The following is a 23,609-nucleotide window of genomic DNA, read 5'->3' on the forward strand; positions in this document are numbered from 1 at the left end:
CCTATGGATATCCGTCATCTCAAAGCCTTCCTCACGGTGTTCGAGGAACGCAATATCACCTCGGCGGCCCAGCGGCTGTTCATCAGTCAGCCGACGTTATCCGTGACCATCAAGCAACTCGAAGAAGAAATGGGTGCCGTGCTGTTTGTACGTCAGCCCCGAGGTGTCGAGGTCAGTGACGAGGCGCGGGTGCTGTATCCGCAAGCGCGGCGGATGGTGGCCGAAGCCGAGGCCTTGAGCCGTTTGTTTCGGGGCCGGGAAAACCGTGCGCCGCTAACCTTGGGCATTGAAGGCGATATCGCAGATCGTCAGATCGAAGCCTTCGTGCGCATGGCTCATCAGGCGCTGCCCAACCTGCTGCTGACGCTGGAAGAAGGCTGTCACGGCGACGGTCGGTTGGCGGTGGAAGAGATGTGCTGCGAGGACGAATTGTTCCTGCCATTGTGGGAAGAGTCCTATGTGATGGCGTTGCCGGTCGGGCATCCGATGGCATCGGCGGAATCGGGACAGGCCTGGGCGCCGATCGATGACTGGATCACCTGCCCGCAACATCCGTCCCATCAGCGCTTGATGGCGTTGTACGGGCGTTCGCCGGAAGCGGTGGCGGGGCAAGCAGGGTCATTGAAACAGGCGCTGCACATGGTCGCCGCCGGGGTCGGTGTGGCGATGTTGCCGCAGTCGTTGGTCAGTGGGCACGAACGGGTCGTGACCCGCGCCTTGCACCTGCCGGCACCGACGCGTCGGGTCGGGTTGTGTTACGCGGCGCAGGCGCTGGAGTTGCCGGCGTTGCGGGGGTTGCATGAGTATTTTCAGGTGAATCGGCCGGTAAAGGTTGAGGCTGCATAACAAAACCAAAATCAAAAGATCTCATTCCAACATCTTGCTCAATAGCCAACTCCCCGCCGGCCCCGGCGGATGCAGCCGTGACCACAGTGCATCGACATACACCGGTTTTGGCCAGCCCCGCACCTCCAGTTCTACCAGCGACCCGGCGCCAAACCGCCCCACCAGCCAACGCGGCAGCGGTGCCCAGCCGAATCCGCCCTGAGCCATTTCCAGCAGCATCAAGTAACTCGGCGCCGACCAGACCCGGCCCTTGGCACGGCTTTCATACGGGTTGACGATGGTCGCCAGACGCAACTCCCGGTGCTGTCGCAACACGTCTTGATCGATCCCGCTGAGCGTCGCCAACGGGTGCTTTTGGGCAACGAACAACGCGATTTCCGTGCGCTCATCGACAGTCGAACTGACCAGGTCCGGCGGGTAACTGTCCTGCATTTCGGCAAAGGCGACTTGAGCCCGCCCCCGTTGCAGCAAGGCCACCAGGTCGTCGCATTCGGCGATCAGGCATTCAAGCTCCAGGTCCGGATAACGCTGCTCGAACGCACTCAGGGCCGCTTCGAAACGGTCGGACTGATAAGTGTCGGAAATCGCCACGGTCAGCTTCGCCTCGACCCCTTGGGACAATTGGCTGGCGGTCATTTCCAGGCGACTGGTGGCGGCGAGGATTTCTTCGGCCCGTTGCAGCATCACGTGCCCGGCCGGGGTCAGGCTGGGCTTGCGGCTGCTGCGGTCGAACAGAACCAGGTTCAGGTCGATTTCCAGGCTCGCCACGGCGGCGCTGATGGTCGACTGACTGCGCCCGAGTTTGCGTGCCGCCGCGGAAAACGAACCTTGGGTCGCGGCCTGGACAAACGCGAGCAACACTTCGTGAGAGGCCATGAACTATCGCCTTGATCGATGGTTATTGGTTATGAAGTATCGGTGTGCTGACAGATCATGGCAACCACAGTCACTCAGGGAGTCTGGCCATGAATGCCAACAAATCCATTACTGAACGTATTTTCCAGGCCGTCGGTTTCGAAACGCTCGCCGTGATGATCTGCACCCCGCTGCTGGCCTGGGTCATGGACAAACCGATGGTGGAAATGGGTCTCGTCACCATGGCCATCGCCGCGCTTGCCCTGATCTGGAACGTGATCTTCAACGGCATGTTCGACCGGTTGCTCAAGCGTCTGGATATTGTGCGCAACGCCTGGGTCCGGGTGGTGCACGCGTTGTTGTTTGAAGGCGGCCTGATCGTGATGGGCGTGCCGCTGATTGCCTGGTGGCTGAGCGTCAGTCTGTGGCAGGCGTTCCTGCTAGACATCGGTGTGCTCCTGTTCTTCCTGCCATACACCTACGTTTACCACTGGGGGTATGACGTGGTGCGGGAGCGGATGTTGATGAGCCGAGCGCTGCGTTAAGAGGCACAACTAGCTTTTGTGGCGAGGGAGCTTGCTCCCGCTGGAGCGCGAAGCGGTCCCAAAATGGCAAACCGCGGTGCATCGGGAGGAACCGCGTTGGATGGTTTTACGACTGCTTCGCAGCCGAGCGGGAGCAAGCTCCCTCGCCACAGGGTCTGTGTGATGCCTGGGTTATTCGCCACACAACTCACTCACAAACTCCAAAAACGCCCGAACCTTCGCCGCCGGAAAATGCCGCGACGGGTACAGCGCGTACAACGGAAATCTCTCATCCGGCCAATCGGGAAACAACTCCACCAACCGTCCTTCGGCCAACGCCGGAGCAATCCCTAAATCCAGCACCTGGGCGATGGCCTGGCCGCTTTCGCAAACACTGTGCAAGGTGCCGACATCATTGACCAGCAACCGGCAATGCGGCTGCACATGCAGCACCGCGCGCCCCGGGCGATGAAATTCCCAGCCAAACGGCCGGGCGGTTTGCGGGTCACGGAACTGCACGCACACATGCCGCTCGTCCTCCATGTCCAGCGGCGCCAGCGGTCGGCCATGACGCTTCAGGTACGCCGGCGAGGCGAGGGTCAGGACTCGCACTTCCAGTAACTTGCGCGCCACCAGCGACGAGGACGTTGGATGACCGAAACGCACCGCCAGGTCAAAGCCGTCCGCCACCATGTCGCCGAGTTGATCGCGGGTTTGCAGTTCCAGGTACAGCTCGGGATAGCGCGTCATGAACTGCCCCAACTGCGGTCCCAGAATCAGCCGCGAGAAATAGGGGTCCATGTTGACCCGCAGCCGGCCGCGCACCTGAGTGGCGCTGGTCGAGGCCGAGTTGGCGGCTTCTTCCAGACTGGCCAGCAGCGGCGCGATTTCCCCATGGAAGCGCCGACCTTCATCGGTGAGAGTGACGGTGCGGGTGGTGCGATCAAACAGCCGGATACCCAGGCGTTTCTCCAGTCGGGCGATGGCCCGGCTGACCCCGGACGGTGTCAGCTCCAACACCTCGGCGGCGCGGACAAAACTGCCGCCATCGACCACCGCGCTGAACACACTCATGCCGCTGGCGAGACTGGCGTCAAAGCTCATTGGTGATTCCTGGTCATTTGTTCAATGACATTCATGCTATCGGAGAATGTCTGCCTTGCGCTCAATAATCTGCCCAACGCGATAACCGTCGCCCTCGAGCAGGAGAACAGCTGATGTACGCAGTCATGGGCATTACCGGGAAAGTGGGCGGCGCGGTCGCCCGGACGTTGCTGGCCGCCGGGCACACTGTGCGTGCGGTGGTTCGCAGTGCTGATAAAGGCGCGGTGTGGGCGCAGCAAGGGTGTGAATTGGCCGTGGCCGATGTCGATGACCGCGACGCCATGATCGAAGCGTTCACCGGCGTAGAAGGGGTGTTCGTGATGATGCCGTCGAATTTCGACCCATCGCCAGGCTTCCCGGAAACCCGGCAAGTGGTGGAAAACATTCGTTCGGCGTTGGAAGCTGCACGCCCCGGCAAAGTGGTGGGCCTGTCGACCATTGGCGCCCAGGCCAGTCAGCCAAACCTGCTCAATCAATTGCGATTGCTGGAGCTGGCATTGGGTTCGCTGGCGCTGCCAGTCACTTTTCTGCGGCCAGCCTGGTTCATGGAAAACGCCTTGTGGGACGTCGAGCATGCGCTCGGCTCGGGCGTCATTCCGAGCTTCCTGCAACCGCTGGAAAAACCAGTGCCGATGATTGCTACCGCTGACGTCGGTCGAGTGGCGGCGCAACTGCTGCTGGAAACCTGGAGCGGTCAGCGCATTGTCGAACTGGAAGGCCCACATCGGATTTCACCGCTGCAACTGGGCGCCGGTTTCAGCGAACTGCTGGGCAAACCGGTGCGCATGCAAAGCGTGCCTCGGGAGACGTGGCAGGGGCTGTTCGAAAGTCAGGGGATGAACCATCCACTGCCACGGATGCAGATGATCGATGGCTTCAACGAGGGCTGGATCGAGTTTGAAGGCGAACCGCGCAAGGGCCGGGTCGAATTGTTGACGGTCTTGGGGCAACTGTTATCGCGCCATTGATCGCGTTGAGCGGGCTGATGCCGGCCCGCTCATGCCATGGGTTATTTACAAAAACATCCCGCCCGACGCTTCGATGCGCTGGCCGTTGATCCACTGGCCACCTGGCGACAGCAGCAGCGCAATCGCCGCACCAATATCATCCGGCTGACCGGCGCGACCCAGGGCTGTATTGCTCGCCACCATCTGGTTCACCGCGCTGTTATCACGCACGGTCCCACCGCCGAAATCGGTTTCGATGGCCCCAAGTGCGAGGATGTTCACCGCAATCGCACGCGCGCCCAACTCCTTGGCCTGATACCGAGTCAGCGCTTCCATCGCGCCTTTCATCGCCGCATAGCCCGGCCTATTTGCAACGCTATGGCATGCCACAGCAACTCGAAGACCTGACGCAGCATCGGCTGGTGCATTACGTCGGCGTGCTGGGTTCGCGTTCGGAAGGTTTTCTGTACGAGGAAGAGGGCAAGCTGCATCGCGTGCCGATGGCCGGCAGCATCACGGTGAACAACACCGATGGTTATGAGTCGGCGTGCCTGGGCGGTTTCGGCTTGATCCAGGCGCCGCTGATGGGCATGCACCTGTACTTGCTGAGCGGTGAACTGGTGGCGGTCTTGCCGCAACTCAACGCGCCGTCGATGGACGTGTCGCTGCTGTATGCACGGCAACGGCATTTACCCTTGCGGGTGCGGGCGTTCATGGATTGGCTGGGACAAGTCATCCCGACAACCCATTGAATTGTGGGATTGGGGCACTTGCAAAACTGATGTCGACAGATAGTCCGTTATCGCGAGCAGGCTCACTCCCACAATGGACCTACGGCGTACACAAAATCTGTGATCAACCGTAATCCCCTGTGGGAGCGAGCTTGCTCGCGATGACGGAATAACACTCAACGCAAATGTTGACTGATCGACCGCTTTCGCGAGCAAGCCCGCTCCCACAGGGTTATGCATCAAACGTGGAAGTAGCCTACGCACGAATCAAACGGCAGGCGCTTGAGTTCGATTTTGTTCAGGTCCAGCACTTCGCGCAGGGCTTTGGTTTCGCCTGGGAAGTTGCGGTACGCGACTTCGTCCAGCACCACGACCGCGCCTTTTGGCATGTACGGCAGGAAGGTTTCCAGCGCGACTTTGGTCGATTCGTACAGGTCGGTGTCGAGGATCAGCATCGCGACAACCAGGTCCGGGCGAGTCTTGACCCACTCCGGCACGGTCTTGACGATGTCGCCTTTGACCAGCTCGCAACGCGGGATGCGGTTGACCGGGCGCAGCAGGTCGTTGGCGTCGATCATGTCCTGGATCAGCGACTGGTCGGTGTCGGAGAACATGGTCTCGTTGACGTCCGCCGGGTCTTCTTTCTTGTCGATGCTCTGGAAGCCTTCGAAGGTGTCGAAGCCAATGATCGAGCGGTTGATCGCGTAGGGTTCCAGGATCATCGACAAGTGCATGTAAAGCATCAGCGAGTTGCCCTTGTACACGCCGCACTCAATGATCGCGCCGGGTACTTCGGCGACTTTCTTGAACAGCTCCATGCGCGACAGTGCAGCGGTTACGCCAATGCGGTTGGCAAAGACGAACGGCGCGTCGGCCACGTACTCGGCATCGACCCGTTTCAGGACGTTGGCACGGGTTTCGTTGTACTGGGCCTCGGCGGGCGTGATGCGACGCTTGGTCATTGCTGGATTCCTTGGAAATTCGAAAAGTCGTGGGCGTGGAAATAGTCTTTGAAACCGGCGCCGACGTCAGGGCAGGCACTGTCGACGTTGATCGCGCCGCGCTTGTGCTTGAGGTCGTCGAGGTGCATCAGGCGGAAGTCCACGCTGAAGCGGGTCTGTTGCGTGTGGTTTGGAACAGTACCGTGCAGGTGCGAGCCGGAGAAGATCAGCATGTCACCGGTGTTGCCGGCCACGCGCATTTCAGAGGCGCTGTTGATCGCTTCCAGCGGCACTGGGTGCACGCGGACTTCCTCTTTGAGGTTGTCCTTGGCTTTATGCCGCTGGTTGCTGATCCAGTCGTTGAGGCTCCATTCGCTGGAGGTGTTCTTCACCGGCATGTCGAAGTAGCCAGCATTGATCATCATGGTCTGGTCGGGGCTGATGGTGTGCACCGGCATCCAGGTGTTGATCTGGCAATCGACGCTGCCGTACCAGGTATCGCGATGGGGCTTGTAGGCGTAGCTCACGCCCGCGTGCAGGTATTCGTAGTTGGGCACGACGCGAATACGCGGCACGTCGAAAATGTATTCGTGCGGGTCGACACCGATTTCATCGATGAAGCTCAGGATCAATTCCTTGGCGCGCAGACTGTTGGTGAACTGGCCCTTGAGGCGCGTCACCAGCACAACGAATTCTTCCACCGGCATCAAGGTATGCAGGGCCTGGTGGTTAGTCTCGCCATTGAAGGCGGCGGTGATGCTTTCCTGGGCGAACGCGCACAGCGCTTTGGCAGCGCGTAGCTCAGTGTTCAAGAAGATGTCGCCGGCGTAGATGGCTTCTTTGAAGTCAGCTTTTTTCTGAAGCTGATTGATGTACAGATTCACGGTTCGCACTCCTGAATGCATCGAGTCTCTTAAGAATCGGCACCACGGTAACAAACTGAAGTGCGATCCATCGCTTGGTGGGTCAATAAAAGTGAGAACGGCTGCATTTGCGACGAAATGCTTAGGCCAGGCAAAAAAATCCCGGCTCCGGAATGAACCAGGCCGGGACATATTCGCCCCCGAGCTGCCGAAGGCTGCGATCTTTTGACTGACCTGTGTAGGAGCGAAGCTTGCTCACGAAGGCGATTTCATATTCAACACTGATGTTGACTGACAGATCGCTTTCGCGAGCAAGCTTCGCTCCTACAAATCCTTGGTGGGTCAGAACAATTTGGTGAACAACCAGTACAAACTGCCCGACAACAGGATCGCCGCCGGCAAGGTCAGCACCCAGGCCATCATCAGGTTGCGGATGGTCTTCATCTGCAAGCCGCCGCCATTGGCGACCATGCTCCCGGCCACCCCTGAAGACAACACGTGGGTGGTGGACACCGGCAGGCCAAACATGTCGGCGGCACCGATGGTCAGCATGGCCACGGTTTCGGCCGACGCGCCCTGGGCATACGTCAGGTGGGTCTTGCCGATTTTTTCACCGACCGTCACCACGATGCGCTTCCAGCCGACCATGGTGCCCAGCCCCAGCGCGATGGCCACGGCGATCTTCACCCACAGCGGAATGAAGCGCGTGGCGTTGTCGATCTGTTGCTTGAACAGTTGCAGCTTGCCGGTGGTGTCAGCGTCGAAGTTACCGACCTTGTTCTTGTCCATCAGGCGAATGGTTTCGCTGGTCAGGTACATGTCGTTACGCACGTTGCCCATGGCTTCGGCCGGGACTTTCGACAGCGAGCCGTAGCCCTTCACTTCGTTCCCGATGTTGCCGGCCAGCGAGGCGAGGGCGGGCACCAGTTGCGGCGTGACTTCCTTGCTGCGCACGTAATCGGACAGCACTGCACGCGGGTCGGCAGGTGTCGGCAGCGGTGCACTTTTCACTAGGGCTTGCTGGGTGACTTCGGCCACGGCGGCGAACTGTAACGCTTGATCGGCCGGCATGGTGCGGTTCAGTGCATACGCCATCGGCAGGGTGCCGACCAGAATCAACATGATCAGGCCCATGCCTTTCTGGCCGTCGTTGGAGCCGTGGGCGAAGGACACGCCGGTGCAGGTCAGAATCAATAAACCGCGAATCCACCAAGGTGGCGGCGCATCACCTTCCGGTGCCTTGTACAGCGCACGATTCTTGACGAACGCCCGCAGGGCCAGCAGCAACAGTGCGGCAAAGCCGAAGCCGACCAACGGCGAGAGCAGCAGCGCGTAACCGATCTTGGTGGCTTGCGCCCAATCCACGCCGCTGGTGCCATCGCGGCCATGCATCAGGGCATTGGCGACGCCGACGCCGATGATCGAGCCGATCAGGGTGTGCGACGAGGAGGCCGGCAAGCCCAGCCACCAGGTGCCGAGGTTCCACAGGATCGCCGCGATCAACAGGGCGAAGATCATCGCGAACCCGGCGGAGGAGCCGACTTGCAGAATCAGCTCCACCGGCAGCAACGCGATGATACCGAACGCCACCGCGCCACTCGAAAGCAATACACCGAGAAAATTGAAGAACCCGGACCAGGCCACCGCGAAGTTCGGCGGCATCGAGTTGGTGTAAATCACCGTGGCCACCGCGTTGGCGGTGTCGTGGAAGCCGTTGACGAATTCAAAACCGAGGGCGATCAGCAGCGCCACGCCCAGCAGCAGAAACGGTGTCCAGGTGGTTACCACCGTGCCGAGTTCGTGCATGTCGTGCATCAGGCTGTAGGCGGTGAACAACAACCCGCTGGCCAGCACCCCGAAGAAAATCACGAAGGTGAACAGGCCGGGTTTTTTATCGAAGTGCGGTCTGGCGCTGCGGGCAGGCGCCTGACCAGCGGACAAGGAAGGAGTAGCCATCACGGACAATCCTGAGTGAGGAAGGAGTATCGCCCATGATCGTTTCAAAATATGACAGAGAGACTGCGGTGGGTCAGGGTTTGGGTTTCTTTTGCATTTCCGTTGATCGGAATCCACTACTGATCTACAGGCAAGGCACGACCTGTGGCGAGGGAGCTTGCTCCCGCTCGGCTGCGAAGCAGTCGCTAATCCTGCTGGCACGGTTTGCCTGGGAGAGTGCTGGGGGTCGCTTCGCAACCCAGCGGGAGCAAGCTCCCTCGCCACAAGGGATCGCGGTGAATCAAAAAAGGTGACTCAATAATCCTGGCGCTTGCGAAACGCCCAGCGCCCGGCCAGCACGGTAAACGTCGCGACCAATGCCACCAGAATCCAGAACCCTTCCGGGTCGCCCGAGAGCGGTATCCCGCCGACGTTCATGCCAAAAAAACCGGCAATGATGTTGATCGGCAATGCCAGCACTGTCACCACCGTCAGGGTGAACAACGTGCGGTTGCTCTGTTCGTTGAGGTTGGCCGCGATTTCTTCCTGCAACAGCTTGATCCGTTCACCGAGGGCCGTGAGGTCGTTGATGATCAGCGCAAACTCCTCGGTGGACTTGCGCAGCTCCTTGACGTCCTCCTTCTGCAACCATTGCGGCGGACGGTTGAGCAGGCGCAATAGCGACCCCGGTTCAAGTGCCAACAACCGCTGCAACCGCACCAGTACCCGGCGATTGGCGCCCAGCTCAGCACGGTTGGTCGACAGCCGCGAAGACAGCAACTCATCTTCGATCTGATCGACACTCTGGCTGGTCTTGCGCACGATCTGCGTCAGCACTTCGCCCTGATCGCGCAGCAGGTGCACCAGCAACTCCAGCGGTGAGCGAAAGCATTCCCCGGCCTTCACCGAAGAACGCAGCTTGTCCACCGAGTGCAACGGTTGCAATCGCGCGCTGATGATCAGCTTGCTGCGGGCGCAGACCCATAGCGTCGAGACATCCGAAGACACCATGCTGCTGAGGTTGAACACCACGTCGTTGACCACCGCCAGCAACGCCGAATCGACATGCTCGATGCGGGTCGAGCGCGAACCTTCGTGCAGCGCCTCGAAAAACTCCTCGGGCAATTCCAGATGGCTTTTCATCCAGCGCTCGCACGCGGCGTGGGCCAGGTTCAGGTGCAGCCAGAGGAATTCGTCGTTGTCTTCGGTGTGTTGCAAGCATCGCAGGGCTTCGGCCGAGTCGATCTCCCGGCCGCGCTCACCGGGACGAAAACGGAAGCCGTAAAGCAGGCCGAACAAGTCAGTGTCGCGATGGCTTTGGTCGATGCTGTGGTTCATGAGGTCTCGCTGAGAGGAAGCGCCTGTCGCGGGTTCACAGGTTCACTTGGGCCGCATCATCGCAAGGAGTTTTGACGGTTTTGTGACAGTTGCACGGCGACGCAAACGTGTGCGTTACCGATGGTCGGGATTGATTCAAGAAGCGCTCTGGCACGCCGATGACGCAGGTGTTAGGTTGCGCGGCTTTGGCCACGAGCCGAGATTGCAGACAGGGAAGTTTGGACGTCTTTCACGCCCAATCAGGCGTGCTTCTTTCCTGTCATGAGTATCACTCGATGCTGCAAAAATCCCTGAGAGCCCAAATCCTCGCGTTGCTGAGCGGCAGTCTGTTGGCGATGTTGCTGATCGCTTTGGCCTGCTTTCACTTCCTGTCCAGTGGCGTCCAAAGTTACGCCAACCTGATCGACGGCCCACTGCGCACGTCGCAATTGATCGATGAAGCCAACCTGCAATTCAAGGTGCAGGTTCAGGAGTGGAAAAACGTTCTGCTGCGCGGCAAACAGCCGGCGGACCTGGACAAATACTGGCAGCAATTCGAGGACCGTCAGCGCGACGTGCAGGGCATTCTCGGCGAACTGGTCGGGCAGAAAGGTCTGGATAGCCAACTCAAGAGCAGCATCGAACGCCTGCGTGACGAACATCGTCAGTTGGGCAACGCCTATCAGAAAGGTCGTGATGCCTATGTTGCTGCCGGTGCCGATCCAGCCGCTGGCGACAACGCGGTCAAGGGTATGGACCGCGCCACCAGCGATCAGATGAGCGAGTTGGTCGGCGAGCTGCGCAAGCACGGCACCGAGCAGTCGGCATTGATCAGCGCCAGTGCCGATCGCACGGTGTTGTTGGGGATCATCGTGATGCTCGCGTCCGGGCTGCTGATCGGGCTGTTGAGCTTGTGGCTGATCAACCGAAACCTGGTGGACCCGATTCGCAAACTGATCGACTACGTGGCACAACTCAGCCAGGGCAAATTCGCCGAACGCGTGGCCAGCAGCCGTGAAGACGAGTTGGGTAAACTGGCGATGGCCGCCAACACCTTGCGCGATTTCCTTGCCGAAACCTTCACCCGTTTGCAGCGCAGTGCGTCGGACCTGGACAGCGCCAGCGGCGAGCTGAACTCCATCGCCACGTTGATGGCCAACGGCACCAACGAGCAGTTCAACCGCACCGATCAGGTAGCCACGGCGATGAACGAAATGTCTGCCACCGCGCAGGAAGTTGCTCGTCATGCAGCGGACGCAGCACGCGCGGCCGATGATGCCGACCAGTCCGCCCAGCAGGGCGAAAAAGTCATGCAGGGCACCATTCACACCATCACTCAAATGCGCGGCGAGATCGCCAACACCGCCACTGTGATCCGTCGTCTGGAAACCGACAGCGGGCGTATCGGCAAGGTGCTGGAAGTGATTCGCGGCATCGCCGAGCAGACCAATTTGCTGGCGCTGAACGCGGCGATCGAAGCGGCCCGCGCCGGTGAAGCCGGACGCGGTTTCGCAGTGGTGGCCGATGAAGTCCGCAGCCTGGCCCAGCGCACGGCGGCGTCGATCATCGAAATCAACCAGATCATCCAGACCGTGCAAACCGGCGCGGTGGACGCGGCCCAGGCGATTGAAAGCGGTCAATCGCGCAGCGAAGAAAGTGTCGAGCAAGTGACGCAGGCCGGCGCCATGCTGGAGCGCATCACCCATGCCGTGGAAGCCATCCGCGACATGAACCGCCAGATCGCCACGGCGGCCGAAGAGCAAACGTCGGTGGCCGAAGACATCTCGCGCAACCTGACCGAGATCACCAGCATCGCCAGTACCAACCTGGACCACGTGCAGCGCACTGAAGCGGCGAGCCACAACCTGCACGGGTTGTCGGGGCAGTTGAATGAAGTGACGTCGCGCCTGAGCGCGTAACCGAAAAGGCTGTGTACCGGCTTGCTTACCGAGTCGGTACACAGTTGATCTCAAGTCCGGCTAAACGATGTCGATGATGGATTTAACCTGAACCCAAATAGGATAAGCCCCATGGTCAGCATCACCTCTGTTTCGATCAACCAAACCCTCTCGACGCCGACGAGCCAAACCTCGATCAACGGCAGCACTGACGACAGTACGTCAGCAACCTCCACCACCTCCAGCACCACAACTTCCAGCGATAGCACCAAGGCTTCTGCTGGCGGCGCCGCGCCGGCTGGCGACAGTAGCAGTTCGAGCAGCAGCACCGATTCCGATGCCGTAAAAGAGCTGCGCAAGCAGATCGCCGAACTGCAAAAGCAATTGCAGGAACAACAGCAGCAACTGCAAGCGGCTCAGGCCAAGCAAGAAAGCCCCGATGCCAAAGCCGCCGCTGTTGCCGCCGCGCAGTCGCAGCTCTCAGCCACCTCGGGCTCTTTGGAAACCGCCACCTCGGCGTTGGTGCAGGCGTTACAAGACGAAGGCAGCAGCACTTCCGGGTCGATGGTCAGTACTACTGCTTAATCCACTGTCGGCAGGCTGAAGGTAAACAACGTGCCGTTCTGCGCCGCGAACGGATTCTAGTGACCCCTGGCGCACGCAGGCACAAAAAAACGCACGACCCGAAGATCGTGCGTTATCAAAAAACGTGTACGAGCGAAGCTTGCTCGCGAAAGCGGTGTGTCTGTCACATCAATGTTGAATGTGCTGCCGTCTTCGCGAGCAAGCTTCGCTCCTACAGGGATTGCGGTGATTACTTGTCCTGTTTGTTGCTCAGCACCTGGCCGGTCTTGGCGTCCAGGTCCACGTCCCACTTCACGCCTTTAGCATCGCGGATTTCTACCTGATAGACGTAAGCGTTAGCCTTCTGCTCAAGCTCGGTGTCGGTGATGTTCGCCGCCGTAGTGCCTGGGTGCTGGGCGAGGGCGGCCTGGTTGAGTTTTTCCAGGTCCATGATAGTGCCGGCCTTGAGCAGCCCCGGAATCAAGTCCGGGCGAACGTCAGCCTGGGCCAGACCCGCAGTAACGGTCAGGGCAGCGGCGGCGAACAGGGCAGTCAGGGTTTTCATGAGGTTCTTTCCTTGGGTGAGCTGTTTAAGTGGGCTCAGGTTAGCCAGCGCAACTTAATTCACCCTTAATTACCCCTCGGCTGCTGAAAAGCATTCGCGAGCAAGCCCGCTCCCACATTGGATCGCCTGCATACACAGAGTCTGTGAACGACTGCGATCCAGTGTGGGAGCGGGTTTGCTCGCGAAGAAGTTGACGCGGTGTCGCGTCAGGTGCCGATCAGTAGCCGTTGTTCTGCAGCAATTGCGCCACGGTGCCAGCGGCTGGCCGTTTGTAGAACTTCAGCAGTTCGCTGGCGCGGTTGGTGAAGATGCCGTCGACGCCGGCGTCCATCACCTTCTGGTAATCCACGGCATCGTCGACCGTGTAGACGTGCACCAGCATGCCCTGATCGTGGGTGTACTGGTTCATCCAGGGTTGCACCAGATCCGAATAGCTCTGATCGCCGCCCTTGGTCAGCGCCGCCGAAGGGCCGGTGCCGATTGCGCCCTGGGCCTTGGCGTACTCGATCCATTGCTGGAATTCGGCTTTGCTTTTCGGCTCTTGCTTGGCGTAGTAAGTGGCTTTGTCCTTGTCGCCGGACTCCACGAAGGTCACTTTGGATTTCGGCTCGATACTGCCTTCACCGACCCACAGCAACAGGACCTTCGGCACGTTCGGCATTTCTTTTTGCAGCAATTCGAGGCTGCTCTTCTCGAAGGTTTGCAGCACGACCTTGCCTTTGCCCTGACCGACCGACAGCTCGCTCTTCGCCAGTTTCGAACCCGCCGGGCTCAGCCAGCCGCGATCCTGGAGTTTCTCCTTGAGGTCATGCTCGATGCCGGGGAATTGCTTTGGTTCTTTGGTTTCGATGTACAGGCCGGGCTTGTGCAGCGGATTGCCCTGGGCGATGTCGATGATTTCATCGAGGGTCAAAATCTTCAGGCCGACGTAGGCCGGACGCGCACGATCCGGGTAAGCGGCGTTGAACCAGCTACCGGCGTCGAGGGTTTTCAGTTCGGCGAGGGTGAACTGGTTGGCCGGCGCATCCTTGCGCTCAGGGAATTTGCTGGCAACGTCAGTGGTGCGTTGCAGGTTGTTGTCGTGCAGGGCGAACAGCACACCGTCCTTGCTGCGTTGCAGGTCCATTTCCAGGTAGTCGGCGCCCAAATCGCGGGCCAGTTTGTAGGAGGCGGCGGTGGATTCCGGGGCATCGAAGGACGCGCCACGGTGGGCAATCACGGCCGGATGCGGGATGCCTAAAGTGGTCGCCAGCGCGGAGGGGCTGGGCTGGCTGGCAGCCTGTGCCTGGCCGAGGCCGAGCAGCAGGCCCAGCACCAAGGCGCTTTTGGTGAAGGTAACAGGCATGGTCGAGATCCTTTCGCAGAGGTTTTCAAAGACGTCCCTTTTAACAACTGAGCGCCGCGAGCGCTATCGCAAGACCGACATAAACCGGTTTAAAACAGTTTTTTTCTGCGCTTTTGTGCGGTTCTTTGCAGTACTCTTGGCCGCGGTAGTTTCCCCGGCAGAGGGAAACCCGTTCGCCAGCCCTGCGTGTAAACCATCGATCACCGGTCCCTTTGCGACCTTTTGTGAGGTTTATCATGCGCATCACTTCCCAGCTCATCTGCCAGGCCGCCGACCAGCTCAAAGGCTTCGTTGGCCTCAATCGCAAAACCGGTCAATACATCGTGCGTTTCAGCGAAGACTCCTTCGGCATGGACGTGGCGGACGACGGCATCATTCCCACCAGCGAGTTCGTCTGGGCGCCCGGCCCGGAGCAGGCCATGACCCTCAAGCGTGAGTTGATTCAGTTGTTGCTGGATCAAAATATTGATGAGCGGATCAACATTAGCGAACCGTTGCGGGTTTATATGAATCGGCGGGAAGTGCCGGAGATTTCGGCGGTGCGGAGTTTGGTTCAGGGGTGATGTTTTTGTGGTGATCTTGCTCGCGAAGGCGTCCTTCAAAACGCTGCATCAATTAAAGTTTGAACTCATAAGCCCGCTCAACCCGACACACCCGTGTATGACACGCCGCATACCAGGTCGACCGCCCACGCTCACGAATCGCACTGTGCTCCGGGTGATGCTTCCAAGCCAGAATCGCCGCCTCACTGGCCCAGTACGACACGGTAATTCCCAGCCCGTCCTCGCCCCGGGCTGACTCAACACCGAGGAAGCCCTGTTGCTCGCGAGCCAGTTCGACCATGCGTTCGGCCGCCTCGGCGTAACCCTGATCACCGTCGGTGCGCAGGGAGGTAAAGATCACGGCGTAGTAGTGAGGTGGCGGGGTATTGGCGATCATGGCTTTTGCCTCGCACAGGCCTCGATCAATGCTCGAACCAGAGGCGGCAAAGTCCCCTTGAGCGCGGCTCGTTCCGGCTGGAACAAGGTGGCAACGAAGAACGGATGACCTTGTAATTCCACCGCCCGTAAATCCCCTATCGAATCATGACCGACGGCTGTCAGTTGATGGTTCAGCAACGCCTGTTCGAACTCCGGATTCACACCGTAGCGGCAGCGATAGCCTTCGTGAATCTCGGACTTTTCATACGCCTTGGCGATCAACGAGCCTTCAACCAGACGGATGCTGTCGACCGCTTCTACCAGCGAACACGTCAGCGGCGTGAGCAATGCCCGTGCGGCGTAGGGGGAGGTCTCACCGTGCTCGGCATCTGCCCAGCCCAGCACATTGCGGGCGTATTCCAGCACCGCATGTTGAAAGCCGCCGCAGGTCCCGAGGAATGGTCGCTGTTGTTCGCGGGCAAAACGGATTGCCCGTAGCGCGCCGTTCATATCGCGATAGGGGCTGGCGGGCACACACCAGAAACCGTCGAACGTATCGAGTGGTGTATCGGCGTGAATGTGGTCAGTGGCGAGCCATTGGAAGTGCACGTCCAGGCCTGAATGTTCGGCGGCCATGCCGAGGGCGACGGGGATGGCTTGATGGGCGGTGACTTGCGGGTCGTAGTCGCCGATCAGGGCGATGCGAATTTCAGTCGCAGGAGAAACAGCATCCATTTGGTTTTCCTTTTAAACAGCGATTTACGAATGTGCCGAACAATCCCTGTGCCGAACAACCCCTGTGGCGAGGGAGCTTGCTCCCGCTCGGCTGCGAAGCAGTCGTCGCTTTTACGTACCCCAAAACCGGGGCCGCTGCGCAGCCCAGCGGGAGCAAGCTCCCTCGCCACAAGAGCAAGCCACAGGAACAGGGCAAAAGAGCAAGGTTGTTCGTTTCTGGCACCCACTATAGATTGGCGTTCACGCACTCAATATTGGCGTTAACCCAATTGATCAATGCACCGACGCACTATCGGCTCGACTACCCAGACCTGGCGCTGATCCTGGCGTTGGTACGCGGCGGCTCTCTGGCCCGGGCTTCACAGCTATTGAAAGTCGACGTCTCGACGGTGTTCCGCGCCGTGCGCCGACTGGAGGCCGCGCTGGGTCAGCAATTATTCGAAAAAAGCCGCGCCGGTTACCTGCCGACCACCTTGGCGCAGACCCTGGCGGAACAGGCTGAACGCGCCGAACAGGCGCTGGACGCGGCACGCATCGGCGTCGAGCAGGGCGGTGAAGTCATCAGTGGCACCGTACGCCTGACCTGCACCGATTCAGTCCTGCAAGGTTTGTTGCTGCCGGCGCTGGCGCAGTTCATGCCGTCCTACCCGGCGCTGACCATCGAACTCAGTACCTCCAACGACTTCGCCAACCTCAGCCGCCGGGATGCCGACATCGCCCTGCGCCTGACCCGCACACCGCCCGAGCATTTGGTCGGTCGGTGCCTGGCGCAAGTGTCGTATCGGCTCTGTGGCAGTGCGGCCTACCTGAAAACCGTTGATCCCACCGATCTGGCTTCACTGACCTGGATCGCCCCGGACGACTTCCTGCCCGATCATCCGACCATTGCCTGGCGTCGTCAGCAATTGCCCGGCGTGGTGCCGGGCTATCGATGCAACAGCATGTTGTCGGTGACGGAGTTGGTGCGCGCGGGGCTCGGTGTCGCGGCGTTGCCGGACTTTCTGATAGGTGACAGCTTGCAGCCGTTGACCGAACCGTTGCCCGGTTGCGACACGGCGCTGTGGTTGCTGACCCGCCCGGACTGCCGCGCGCTGCGCTCGGTAGTGACGTTGTTTGACGAATTGGGGCGGGCGCTGCGACTACCTTGAGTGAGCGTCAGGCCTTCGGATCGCCCTTGTGGACAAAATGCTGATGCATTTCCGAGGTCAGGTTTTCGATGCGCTCGGTCAGGCTCTTGGTCAACTCGGTGAGGCGGGTGTTCTGCTCCAGCAACTCCATCAATTGCGTCGTGTTCTGTGCGGCCTGAGCCTGGCGCTCGCTGTTAGCAACCGCCAGGGCTTCGCGGTGTTGCGCGTCGGCCTCGGACTGGGCTTTATCACGCGCAGCTTGACGGGTCTGAGCCAGCAGAATCAGCGGCGCGGCGTAGGCCGCTTGCAGGCTGAACGCCAGGTTGAGCAGGATAAACGGGTAGACGTCAAAGTGAGTCACGCCCGCCAGGTTGACGCCGATCCAGATGGCCACGATCAGGGTTTGTGCACCGAGAAACGTCGGCGTGCCGAAGAACCGCGCAAACGCCTCGGCGCGCAGGGCGAATGTGTCAGTGCCAAAGGTCGGGGCGAGGTGAGCGTGAGGGCGGTGGAAGCGCAGGTGGTCGACAGGGGCGGCGGTGGGTTTGGTGTCGGACTTGGTTGAATTCATAGTTCGCTCGGCAAGGATTCGGGACTTGGGTTCACTATAGTCCTGCGCAGGCGTTGATTAGCTGAATCAATGTTGAACGACAGTCCGTCTTCGCGAGCAAGCTCTGTTCCTACATTTGATCGATGGACGACACAAATCCCCAGTAGGAGCAAAGCTTGCTCGCGAAGGCGGCGACAAGGTCTCTGACCAAGCAACTAAAAACGGCCCCGCTTGTTGACATGTTGCACAAGTTTTTAGGCTGAGAGGCGTGTTGTTGAGCCGCCGCTTGGAGGGGGCGAGGTGACACTGATCTTGTTGCGCCCGGTATTTTTCGCGATGTAGAGGGCTTTGTCTGCGTCGTTGAGCCACGCAATCGCGTCGGTGAACGCCGTTTGATAGGTGGCCAGGCCAATGCTCAGCTGGATTCGCAGTTCGGGAACTTGCGGGTGGCGATAGTCATTGAGCACCTCGCGCAAGCGCTCCATGACTTCCCAGGCTTGCTGCAACGACATGGCGGGCAGGATCACGCAAAACTCGTCGCCACCATAACGTCCCGCCAGATCCCCTTCACGCAGGTTACGCCTGAGCTCAATACTCAATTGACGCAGCACCGAATCACCGATGATGTGCCCGTAGGTGTCGTTGATCGCTTTGAAGTGGTCGATGTCGATCAGGGCCATCACCGACGCCACCTGGTTCTGGCGACATTGCTGGAACTTGATGTGCAGCAGGTCCTTCCAGGCGCCATGGTTGAGCAGGCCGGTCAAACTGTCGGTGCGGCTCAGGGCGCTCAGGGCGCGTTTGTGTTCGGAGAGTTTGATCGCCAGTCGATAGCAGACCATGCCCACTGCCAGCGGATAGAGGGTGAGCATCGGCAAGCAGGCCCACACCTGGAGTTGCGTGGCCGACGGGGTAAACGCCACGCCGAACAACAGCCACGAAATCATCACGCCAGTCACCTGGGCCAGAGCACCGAGCAGAAACAGTTTCAGGCCGCCCGCCGCGACGTTGTTCATCGTCATCATCGAAAGGATGGTGACAGCGATGAGCGGATTGAATTGGAACGTGGCTGTCCAGAACCCGCCGAACAGCGAGTCGTACAGCAGGTTGCGGCGCTCGGCCCGATAGGGAAAAGCCGCGCGGGTCGACAGTTGATAGGCGAGGTGGGGCCAGAGTGTCCCGTTGAACAACAAAAATGCCCAGACCCAACCTGGCAGGTTCAACGGATAAAGCGCTGCACCCACACTGATACTGCCGATGCCCAGGCCGATGATCCGCGGCATGTAAATACGTCTGGCAAATGACAAGCCCTTGCCGCGATGGTTTTCCATAGTTCTCTGCGCCAGATTCATTCTGTAACACATTGTCTGGTGTTATTCAGAGCTACCGTTCATCGGTAAAGCGGCGGACATTGTCATTTATTCCAACAGGAATAATCAGTGTCCCTGGAAGCCATTTAACCAGGGCGCAGGCGTGGCACAGGCGTGATCTAGAGCTGATAGCAGGCCAGGAACATGTCCATGGCCGACTCGACCACTGTGGTTTGTACATCGGGCGAAAGGCCTGTCTGGCCCATGGAAATCTGCGGCCAGAATGCAAAGGACTTGAGCAGCCCCTGGACCTGTTGCGCGGCAAACTCCGGTGCGACCGGCTTCAGTCGGCCATCGGCCTGGGCAGCGCGAATCCACAGGGTCAGGCCTTCTTCGCGTTCACCCATGCGAGTGATCATGTTCTGGGCGCGCTCGGGGGAGTGGATGGTGGCCGCGATGGCGACTCGTGCCAGGTCGAGAAAGTTGTTGTCGCCCATCATCTGCACTTTCGCCAACAAGATCTGCCGAAGTTGGTCGCGCAGCGACAGATCAGGGTGGTAGGACGCTTCCTGTTCGGCCGTCACCCGCGCCCATAATTGACTGAGGATTTCGGCGAACAACTCTTCCTTGCTCGGGAAGTGGTTGTACACCGTGCGCTTCGACACGCCGGCGGTGGCAGCAATCTTGTCCATGCTGGTGATTTCAAAACCGTTGGCACGGAATTCGGTAATCGCCGCCAGGATGATGGCTTCGCGTTTTCGGTCGGTCAGGCGCTGTGGAGCTGTCATAAATACGCTTCGGCAAGAAGAAGTGGGGAATTACACTCGGCAGTTTACTTGTGATCCACTTTCATGCAACCTAGAAACTACACTGTGCAGTGTAATGTTTTGTTCATCCTGCACAGTGAAAAATAGAATCTTCGGCTGATGCGTGCGTGCCTTGGCCATTTATCGTCCCAAAGCGGAAAACTGTGAATTGCGCGGTTTTTCTGGAGTCATTCAGTCATGGCCATTTCAATTTCCCCTGAGGATAACGCCTCTACGCCTGAAGCATCCCATCAGGTAGAAGGGCACTTCCGAAACCACGTCCCTGTAGAGCGCGAAGGCTTTCGCAAAACCCTGCGCATCATATGGAACATGATCTTCCACAAACCACGCAACACCCGCCCGAGCGCTGCCGTCCCGGTGCAAGCGCTGACTCGGGCGGCACTGATTGCCGCACCCAATCACAGTGTTTATCGCCTCGGCCACTCCACCGTACTGCTCAAACTGCGGGACAAATTCTGGATCACTGACCCGGTCTTCGCCGAGCGTGCGTCACCGGTGCAATGGGCCGGCCCCAAGCGTTTCCACCAACCGCCCATCAGCCTGGAAGAATTGCCACCGATTGAAGCGGTGATCCTGTCCCACGATCACTACGACCACCTCGACTACCAGGCCGTGCTCAAACTGGCGGACAAGACCAAGTACTTCCTGACCCCGCTGGGCGTCGGCGACACCCTGATCAAGTGGGGCATCGACGCCAGCAAAATCCGTCAACTGGACTGGTGGCAGGGTACTGAAGTCGACGGCATTCAATTTATCGCCACACCGTCGCAGCACTTTTCCGGTCGCGGCCTGTTCGACGGCAACAGCACACTGTGGGCCTCGTGGGTGATGATCGAAGGCCACACACGAATCTTCTTTAGCGGTGACACTGGTTACTTCGACGGCTTTAAACACATCGGCGAACAGTACGGCCCGTTCGACCTGACCCTGATGGAAACCGGCGCCTACAACGTTGAATGGCCGCACGTTCACATGCAGCCCGAGCAAACCCTGCAAGCCCACATTGACCTCAAAGGACGCTGGCTGCTGCCGATTCACAACGGCACCTTCGACCTCTCGATGCACGCCTGGTACGAACCCTTTGATCGCATCCTGGCATTGGCCTGGGAGCGAAATGTGTCGATCAGTACGCCGCAGATGGGCGAGGCGTTCAACGTGATGTATCCGCAGCGTGGCAACCCCTGGTGGCTGGGGTTGGAAAACGTTGGGGATCAGGTGAAGGTGCAAAACGCTTGATGGTGTGGCGCCGGGCCGCTTGCCATGAAAGCGGCCCTGGCCTCACCACTAAACTACCTGCTGTCATCGTTTAGTCGGTTCAGGTATTCCGAGATCTTTGCGACGGTCAAATCGCGAAATTGTCCGCGGAGCATTTCACTCAGTTCCTCCTGAGACAGCCTGAGCTTTTGCGCAACCTCGGCCTGACTCAGATGCCCGGTTTCGAGAAGCATGCCTATCTTCATGACGTATTCAGCCTTGGCACGCATCTCGTCAGCATCGGGATAACCGAGCGCTTCATAAACGCTGCTGTTGCTTCCATCGATTTCATTCATTCGCAGGCTCCTTACTCAACCATCGCATAATCCGCCCGCGCCACCGGGTTCGGCGTAGAGCCTTTCACATTCATCCCTCTGCCCGGCGCAAATCCCGGGAAGAACACCAACCCTTCCGATTCAAACCGATAAGCCAGCGCCAACCGAGTGACATCCAGCACATCGTGCTCGGCCTCGAAACGCTCAATGGCCTCCACGGAAACCCCGGATTCGCGGGACAGTTCTTCCACACTCCAACCCAGCATCGCTCGGGCCTGGGCGCTGTGGGCCGGGGTGAATTGGAAGAGGGCGATACGTTCCAGGGTGATTTTCATCGCAAGAGAGGCCATGGTGTTCTCCGGGCTCGAGAGTGCTGATTCAAAATATACTGTGTTTTTGTACAGTTGTTTTGATCCCGGATCAAACGCATTTTTTGATTTTTGCTATTTCGCCGTCTCCATCCAGACGGACGGTGCCTGCCCCAGCACCCGACGAAACATCGTCGAGAACGCCGCCGGGCTGTCATAGCCGAAATCCACGGCAATCCGCGTCACCGGCGTCCCCACCGCCAGCCGCGCCAGGGCCAGCACCACGCAGGCTTGTTGCCGCCATTGGCTGAAGCTCAGGCCGGTCTGTTGGCGGAACAATCGATTGAAGGTGCGCAGGCTGATGTGCAACTGATCGGCCCATTGCTGCGGCGATTGATGGATGTTCGGCTGCTGGAGAAACGTCTGACACAACCCGAGCAATCGTCTTTCGACGGGCAGCGGAATGTGCAACGGCAGATGAGCGCTGCGGGCCAGTTCATGCAGCAATAAGTCGATCAGCACACCATCGCGCCCGGCCTCGTCATACGCCAGCGGAACCTCCACCGCCTCCATCAACAAGTGCCGCATCAACGGCGAGACGCTGATCACCTGGCACCGACTCCCCAGATCGACCGCCCTCGGTTCGATATACACACTCCGCGTACTCACCCCCAGCATCAACACTTCATGGGCCACCCCGGCCGGAATCCACACCGCCCGCTGCGGCGGCACCACCCAATTGCCGTCGTGGGTGCTGACCTGCATCACCCCGGTGGCGCCGTATAGGAGTTGTGCTCGGCGGTGTGTATGGCGGGGCAACACATGACCGTGGGAATAATCCGTCCCGATCGCCACCACCGGCCGTGGCGTGTCATCCAGCAGATTGATCGAAACATTGCGCATCGGAGCAGCACTCAGTGGTTGGCGTAAACACGAACATTATTGGCTGACTTGCTGAAGCAGGCCAAGCCGCATCGCCCTATCGTTGACAACTCTCTGCTAACGGACGACGCGTGATGTTCTATCTCTTACTGACACTCTTCGGCTGCATGACCGGCGTCACCGCTGTGCTATTCGGCTTCGGCGGCGGCTTCGTCGTGGTGCCGTTGTTGTATCGCATGCTCATGGCCAGCCACGGCGCCGACGACCCCATCGGCCAATCGGCGATGCACATCGCCGTGGCCACTTCGACCTGCGTGATGATCGTTAACGCCCTAGTCGCCACGGCCAAACATCACCGAGCCGGTAACCTCATTCGCCATTATCTGTGGCCGTTGGGCGGGTACATCGGGCTGGGTGCAATCATCGGTGCTGTTGCCGCCATGTGGGCTGATGGCGAGGTGATTCGGTATGCGTTCATCGTCTATCTCGGCATCACGATTCTGGACTGCTTGTTCAGGCGTGGTTTTCTCACGCAGGCCGATAGCGCCATCCCACGGCGACTGGGGAAAGCGCGGGTGTCTGGTGTAGGAATCGGCGCAGTTGCAACCTTTCTCGGAGTTGGTGGAAGTGTCATGACGGTGCCGTTACTGAGGCGCTGTGGGCTGAGCATGTCGCAAGCTACGTCCATGGCCAATCCGTTGAGTTTGCCGGTGGCGCTGGCTGGAACGCTGACCTACATGGCGATGGCGCACTTCACCGAGTTTGATCTGGGGCCGTGGTTTATTGGGTATGTGGATGTGCTGGCGTTTGTGATATTGGCGATTGGATCGATCGTTGGTATTCGCCTGGCAACGCCCTGGATTGGGCGGATACCGGATCGCGTTCATGCGTGGGTTTATGTCGGTTTGCTGGTATTTGTGATGGTCAGCATGATGCTGAGCTAAAGCATGTAATGAGGCTCGATTCTCCTGCACAACCCCGCCATA

25 protein-coding genes and 2 pseudogenes are annotated in these 23,609 nt (G+C 59.4%); 10 read left to right on the forward strand and 17 right to left on the reverse strand.

Annotated elements, in window-relative coordinates; translation table 11 throughout:
• Positions 1 to 3 precede the first annotated feature (3 nt).
• Positions 4 to 846 carry a LysR family transcriptional regulator gene (locus tag AC1MEW_RS10885; protein WP_480426218.1) on the forward strand — a complete coding sequence of 281 codons (843 nt, stop codon included), beginning with the start codon at positions 4 to 6 and terminating at the stop codon, positions 844 to 846.
• Positions 847 to 867: 21 nt separating this feature from the next.
• Here AC1MEW_RS10885 and AC1MEW_RS10890 read toward each other — a convergent pair whose 3' ends face one another.
• Positions 868 to 1,722, reverse strand: a complete 855-nt coding sequence (locus AC1MEW_RS10890) for a LysR family transcriptional regulator (RefSeq protein ID WP_201206025.1) — start codon at positions 1,720 to 1,722, stop codon at positions 868 to 870.
• 89 nt (positions 1,723 to 1,811) lie between these two features.
• On the opposite strand from AC1MEW_RS10890, the gene AC1MEW_RS10895 reads away from it, so the two are divergent.
• A complete protein-coding gene (locus tag AC1MEW_RS10895; RefSeq protein ID WP_201257441.1) occupies positions 1,812 to 2,246 on the forward strand; it encodes a multidrug/biocide efflux PACE transporter in 435 nt (144 codons plus the stop codon).
• Positions 2,247 to 2,417: 171 nt separating this feature from the next.
• On the opposite strand, the gene AC1MEW_RS10900 is transcribed toward AC1MEW_RS10895, so the two are convergent.
• A complete protein-coding gene (locus AC1MEW_RS10900; protein WP_480426221.1) occupies positions 2,418 to 3,329 on the reverse strand; it encodes a LysR substrate-binding domain-containing protein in 912 nt (303 codons plus the stop codon).
• A gap of 113 nt (positions 3,330 to 3,442) precedes the next feature.
• Between AC1MEW_RS10900 and AC1MEW_RS10905 the strand changes: the two genes are divergently transcribed.
• Complete coding sequence (locus tag AC1MEW_RS10905; protein WP_322269408.1) at positions 3,443 to 4,297, forward strand: NmrA family NAD(P)-binding protein; 855 nt, start codon at positions 3,443 to 3,445, stop codon at positions 4,295 to 4,297.
• 45 nt (positions 4,298 to 4,342) lie between these two features.
• Here AC1MEW_RS10905 and AC1MEW_RS10910 read toward each other — a convergent pair.
• A pseudogene (locus AC1MEW_RS10910) lies at positions 4,343 to 4,636 on the reverse strand (SDR family oxidoreductase); the annotation flags it as partial.
• Here AC1MEW_RS10910 and AC1MEW_RS10915 point away from each other — a divergent pair.
• Positions 4,633 to 5,028 (forward strand): annotated as a pseudogene (locus tag AC1MEW_RS10915) (LysR substrate-binding domain-containing protein); the annotation flags it as partial. The pseudogenes AC1MEW_RS10910 and AC1MEW_RS10915 sit on opposite strands and share 4 nt — an antisense overlap.
• Before the next feature lie 218 nt (positions 5,029 to 5,246).
• Here the strand turns inward: AC1MEW_RS10915 and AC1MEW_RS10920 are convergent.
• The 4 genes from AC1MEW_RS10920 to AC1MEW_RS10935 all read right to left on the reverse strand — a co-directional run bounded on the left by AC1MEW_RS10920 (position 5,247) and on the right by AC1MEW_RS10935 (position 10,084).
• Positions 5,247 to 5,969, reverse strand: a complete 723-nt coding sequence (locus tag AC1MEW_RS10920; RefSeq protein WP_123514271.1) for a TylF/MycF/NovP-related O-methyltransferase — start codon at positions 5,967 to 5,969, stop codon at positions 5,247 to 5,249.
• Positions 5,966 to 6,832 (reverse strand): phytanoyl-CoA dioxygenase family protein, encoded by an 867-nt coding sequence (locus tag AC1MEW_RS10925; RefSeq protein ID WP_201257438.1) that lies wholly within the window; start codon positions 6,830 to 6,832, stop codon positions 5,966 to 5,968. The genes AC1MEW_RS10920 and AC1MEW_RS10925 overlap by 4 nt, the downstream gene beginning before the upstream one ends.
• Positions 6,833 to 7,153: 321 nt before the next feature.
• The gene (locus tag AC1MEW_RS10930; protein ID WP_201206017.1) at positions 7,154 to 8,767 is read right to left on the reverse strand and encodes an inorganic phosphate transporter; all 1,614 of its coding nucleotides are present in this window, start codon (positions 8,765 to 8,767) and stop codon (positions 7,154 to 7,156) included.
• 294 nt (positions 8,768 to 9,061) lie between these two features.
• On the reverse strand, positions 9,062 to 10,084 hold the full coding sequence (locus AC1MEW_RS10935; RefSeq protein WP_201257437.1) for a transporter: 1,023 nt from the start codon (positions 10,082 to 10,084) through the stop codon (positions 9,062 to 9,064).
• A 275-nt stretch (positions 10,085 to 10,359) separates the two neighbouring features.
• Here AC1MEW_RS10935 and AC1MEW_RS10940 point away from each other — a divergent pair, with 275 nt between their 5' ends.
• Complete coding sequence (locus tag AC1MEW_RS10940; RefSeq protein WP_480426225.1) at positions 10,360 to 11,982, forward strand: methyl-accepting chemotaxis protein; 1,623 nt, start codon at positions 10,360 to 10,362, stop codon at positions 11,980 to 11,982.
• Between the two features lie 111 nt (positions 11,983 to 12,093).
• Entirely contained in the window at positions 12,094 to 12,546 is a 453-nt protein-coding gene (locus AC1MEW_RS10945; RefSeq protein ID WP_201257435.1) for a hypothetical protein, read from the forward strand.
• A 229-nt stretch (positions 12,547 to 12,775) separates the two neighbouring features.
• On the opposite strand, the gene AC1MEW_RS10950 is transcribed toward AC1MEW_RS10945, so the two are convergent.
• Positions 12,776 to 13,090 carry a PepSY domain-containing protein gene (locus AC1MEW_RS10950; protein WP_201257434.1) on the reverse strand — a complete coding sequence of 105 codons (315 nt, stop codon included), beginning with the start codon at positions 13,088 to 13,090 and terminating at the stop codon, positions 12,776 to 12,778.
• A gap of 217 nt (positions 13,091 to 13,307) precedes the next feature.
• The gene (locus AC1MEW_RS10955) at positions 13,308 to 14,435 is read right to left on the reverse strand and encodes a glycerophosphodiester phosphodiesterase (protein WP_201257433.1); all 1,128 of its coding nucleotides are present in this window, start codon (positions 14,433 to 14,435) and stop codon (positions 13,308 to 13,310) included.
• 236 nt (positions 14,436 to 14,671) lie between these two features.
• Between AC1MEW_RS10955 and AC1MEW_RS10960 the strand changes: the two genes are divergently transcribed.
• Positions 14,672 to 14,998, forward strand: a complete 327-nt coding sequence (locus AC1MEW_RS10960; RefSeq protein ID WP_201206001.1) for a DUF2025 family protein — start codon at positions 14,672 to 14,674, stop codon at positions 14,996 to 14,998.
• Positions 14,999 to 15,050: 52 nt separating this feature from the next.
• Here AC1MEW_RS10960 and AC1MEW_RS10965 read toward each other — a convergent pair whose 3' ends face one another.
• A complete protein-coding gene (locus tag AC1MEW_RS10965; RefSeq protein WP_201205999.1) occupies positions 15,051 to 15,374 on the reverse strand; it encodes an antibiotic biosynthesis monooxygenase family protein in 324 nt (107 codons plus the stop codon).
• Positions 15,371 to 16,090: a CTP synthase C-terminal region-related (seleno)protein gene (locus tag AC1MEW_RS10970; protein ID WP_480426228.1), complete on the reverse strand. Its 720-nt coding sequence runs from the start codon at positions 16,088 to 16,090 to the stop codon at positions 15,371 to 15,373. Before AC1MEW_RS10970 ends, AC1MEW_RS10965 begins: the two co-directional genes overlap by 4 nt.
• 206 nt (positions 16,091 to 16,296) lie before the next feature.
• Between AC1MEW_RS10970 and AC1MEW_RS10975 the strand changes: the two genes are divergently transcribed.
• On the forward strand, positions 16,297 to 17,238 hold the full coding sequence (locus tag AC1MEW_RS10975) for a LysR family transcriptional regulator (RefSeq protein ID WP_322269402.1): 942 nt from the start codon (positions 16,297 to 16,299) through the stop codon (positions 17,236 to 17,238).
• Between the two features lie 7 nt (positions 17,239 to 17,245).
• Here the strand turns inward: AC1MEW_RS10975 and AC1MEW_RS10980 are convergent, their stop codons facing one another.
• The 3 genes from AC1MEW_RS10980 to AC1MEW_RS10990 form a co-directional block, all read right to left on the reverse strand.
• Positions 17,246 to 17,788 carry a DUF1003 domain-containing protein gene (locus tag AC1MEW_RS10980; protein WP_322269401.1) on the reverse strand — a complete coding sequence of 181 codons (543 nt, stop codon included), beginning with the start codon at positions 17,786 to 17,788 and terminating at the stop codon, positions 17,246 to 17,248.
• Positions 17,789 to 18,021: 233 nt separating this feature from the next.
• Positions 18,022 to 19,098, reverse strand: coding sequence for a diguanylate cyclase (locus AC1MEW_RS10985; protein WP_480427214.1), 1,077 nt, complete (start codon positions 19,096 to 19,098; stop codon positions 18,022 to 18,024).
• Positions 19,099 to 19,256: 158 nt separating this feature from the next.
• Positions 19,257 to 19,865, reverse strand: a complete 609-nt coding sequence (locus AC1MEW_RS10990; RefSeq protein WP_480426231.1) for a TetR/AcrR family transcriptional regulator — start codon at positions 19,863 to 19,865, stop codon at positions 19,257 to 19,259.
• A gap of 216 nt (positions 19,866 to 20,081) precedes the next feature.
• Here AC1MEW_RS10990 and AC1MEW_RS10995 point away from each other — a divergent pair, with 216 nt between their 5' ends.
• Complete coding sequence (locus AC1MEW_RS10995) at positions 20,082 to 21,140, forward strand: MBL fold metallo-hydrolase (protein ID WP_480426233.1); 1,059 nt, start codon at positions 20,082 to 20,084, stop codon at positions 21,138 to 21,140.
• A gap of 53 nt (positions 21,141 to 21,193) precedes the next feature.
• Here the strand turns inward: AC1MEW_RS10995 and AC1MEW_RS11000 are convergent, their stop codons facing one another.
• From AC1MEW_RS11000 to AC1MEW_RS11010, 3 genes are all read right to left on the reverse strand, one after another.
• Positions 21,194 to 21,454 (reverse strand): helix-turn-helix domain-containing protein, encoded by a 261-nt coding sequence (locus tag AC1MEW_RS11000; protein ID WP_322269397.1) that lies wholly within the window; start codon positions 21,452 to 21,454, stop codon positions 21,194 to 21,196.
• A gap of 11 nt (positions 21,455 to 21,465) precedes the next feature.
• Entirely contained in the window at positions 21,466 to 21,783 is a 318-nt protein-coding gene (locus AC1MEW_RS11005; RefSeq protein ID WP_480426235.1) for a helix-turn-helix domain-containing protein, read from the reverse strand.
• 93 nt (positions 21,784 to 21,876) lie between these two features.
• The gene (locus AC1MEW_RS11010; protein WP_322269394.1) at positions 21,877 to 22,644 is read right to left on the reverse strand and encodes an AraC family transcriptional regulator; all 768 of its coding nucleotides are present in this window, start codon (positions 22,642 to 22,644) and stop codon (positions 21,877 to 21,879) included.
• A gap of 113 nt (positions 22,645 to 22,757) precedes the next feature.
• On the opposite strand from AC1MEW_RS11010, the gene AC1MEW_RS11015 reads away from it, so the two are divergent.
• Positions 22,758 to 23,567 carry a sulfite exporter TauE/SafE family protein gene (locus AC1MEW_RS11015; protein ID WP_480426238.1) on the forward strand — a complete coding sequence of 270 codons (810 nt, stop codon included), beginning with the start codon at positions 22,758 to 22,760 and terminating at the stop codon, positions 23,565 to 23,567.
• The last annotated feature ends 42 nt before the right edge of the window (positions 23,568 to 23,609 follow it).

Source organism: Pseudomonas sp. ASL4 (assembly GCF_056680395.1).

Coding starts and splice junctions, on each gene's coding strand:
- AC1MEW_RS10930 (WP_201206017.1), bottom strand. CDS start 8,767: ATGGCTACTCCTTCCTTGTCCGCTGGTCAGGCGCCTGCCCGCAGCGCC.
- AC1MEW_RS10995 (WP_480426233.1), top strand. CDS start 20,082: ATGGCCATTTCAATTTCCCCTGAGGATAACGCCTCTACGCCTGAAGCA.
- AC1MEW_RS11015 (WP_480426238.1), top strand. CDS start 22,758: ATGTTCTATCTCTTACTGACACTCTTCGGCTGCATGACCGGCGTCACC.
- AC1MEW_RS10965 (WP_201205999.1), bottom strand. CDS start 15,374: ATGATCGCCAATACCCCGCCACCTCACTACTACGCCGTGATCTTTACC.
- AC1MEW_RS10900 (WP_480426221.1), bottom strand. CDS start 3,329: ATGAGCTTTGACGCCAGTCTCGCCAGCGGCATGAGTGTGTTCAGCGCG.
- AC1MEW_RS10920 (WP_123514271.1), bottom strand. CDS start 5,969: ATGACCAAGCGTCGCATCACGCCCGCCGAGGCCCAGTACAACGAAACC.
- AC1MEW_RS10985 (WP_480427214.1), bottom strand. CDS start 19,098: ATGGAAAACCATCGCGGCAAGGGCTTGTCATTTGCCAGACGTATTTAC.
- AC1MEW_RS10955 (WP_201257433.1), bottom strand. CDS start 14,435: ATGCCTGTTACCTTCACCAAAAGCGCCTTGGTGCTGGGCCTGCTGCTC.
- AC1MEW_RS10885 (WP_480426218.1), top strand. CDS start 4: ATGGATATCCGTCATCTCAAAGCCTTCCTCACGGTGTTCGAGGAACGC.
- AC1MEW_RS10895 (WP_201257441.1), top strand. CDS start 1,812: ATGAATGCCAACAAATCCATTACTGAACGTATTTTCCAGGCCGTCGGT.
- AC1MEW_RS10990 (WP_480426231.1), bottom strand. CDS start 19,865: ATGACAGCTCCACAGCGCCTGACCGACCGAAAACGCGAAGCCATCATC.
- AC1MEW_RS11005 (WP_480426235.1), bottom strand. CDS start 21,783: ATGGCCTCTCTTGCGATGAAAATCACCCTGGAACGTATCGCCCTCTTC.
- AC1MEW_RS10970 (WP_480426228.1), bottom strand. CDS start 16,090: ATGGATGCTGTTTCTCCTGCGACTGAAATTCGCATCGCCCTGATCGGC.
- AC1MEW_RS11010 (WP_322269394.1), bottom strand. CDS start 22,644: ATGCGCAATGTTTCGATCAATCTGCTGGATGACACGCCACGGCCGGTG.
- AC1MEW_RS11000 (WP_322269397.1), bottom strand. CDS start 21,454: ATGAATGAAATCGATGGAAGCAACAGCAGCGTTTATGAAGCGCTCGGT.
- AC1MEW_RS10980 (WP_322269401.1), bottom strand. CDS start 17,788: ATGAATTCAACCAAGTCCGACACCAAACCCACCGCCGCCCCTGTCGAC.
- AC1MEW_RS10890 (WP_201206025.1), bottom strand. CDS start 1,722: ATGGCCTCTCACGAAGTGTTGCTCGCGTTTGTCCAGGCCGCGACCCAA.
- AC1MEW_RS10940 (WP_480426225.1), top strand. CDS start 10,360: ATGCTGCAAAAATCCCTGAGAGCCCAAATCCTCGCGTTGCTGAGCGGC.
- AC1MEW_RS10935 (WP_201257437.1), bottom strand. CDS start 10,084: ATGAACCACAGCATCGACCAAAGCCATCGCGACACTGACTTGTTCGGC.
- AC1MEW_RS10960 (WP_201206001.1), top strand. CDS start 14,672: ATGCGCATCACTTCCCAGCTCATCTGCCAGGCCGCCGACCAGCTCAAA.
- AC1MEW_RS10950 (WP_201257434.1), bottom strand. CDS start 13,090: ATGAAAACCCTGACTGCCCTGTTCGCCGCCGCTGCCCTGACCGTTACT.
- AC1MEW_RS10905 (WP_322269408.1), top strand. CDS start 3,443: ATGTACGCAGTCATGGGCATTACCGGGAAAGTGGGCGGCGCGGTCGCC.
- AC1MEW_RS10945 (WP_201257435.1), top strand. CDS start 12,094: ATGGTCAGCATCACCTCTGTTTCGATCAACCAAACCCTCTCGACGCCG.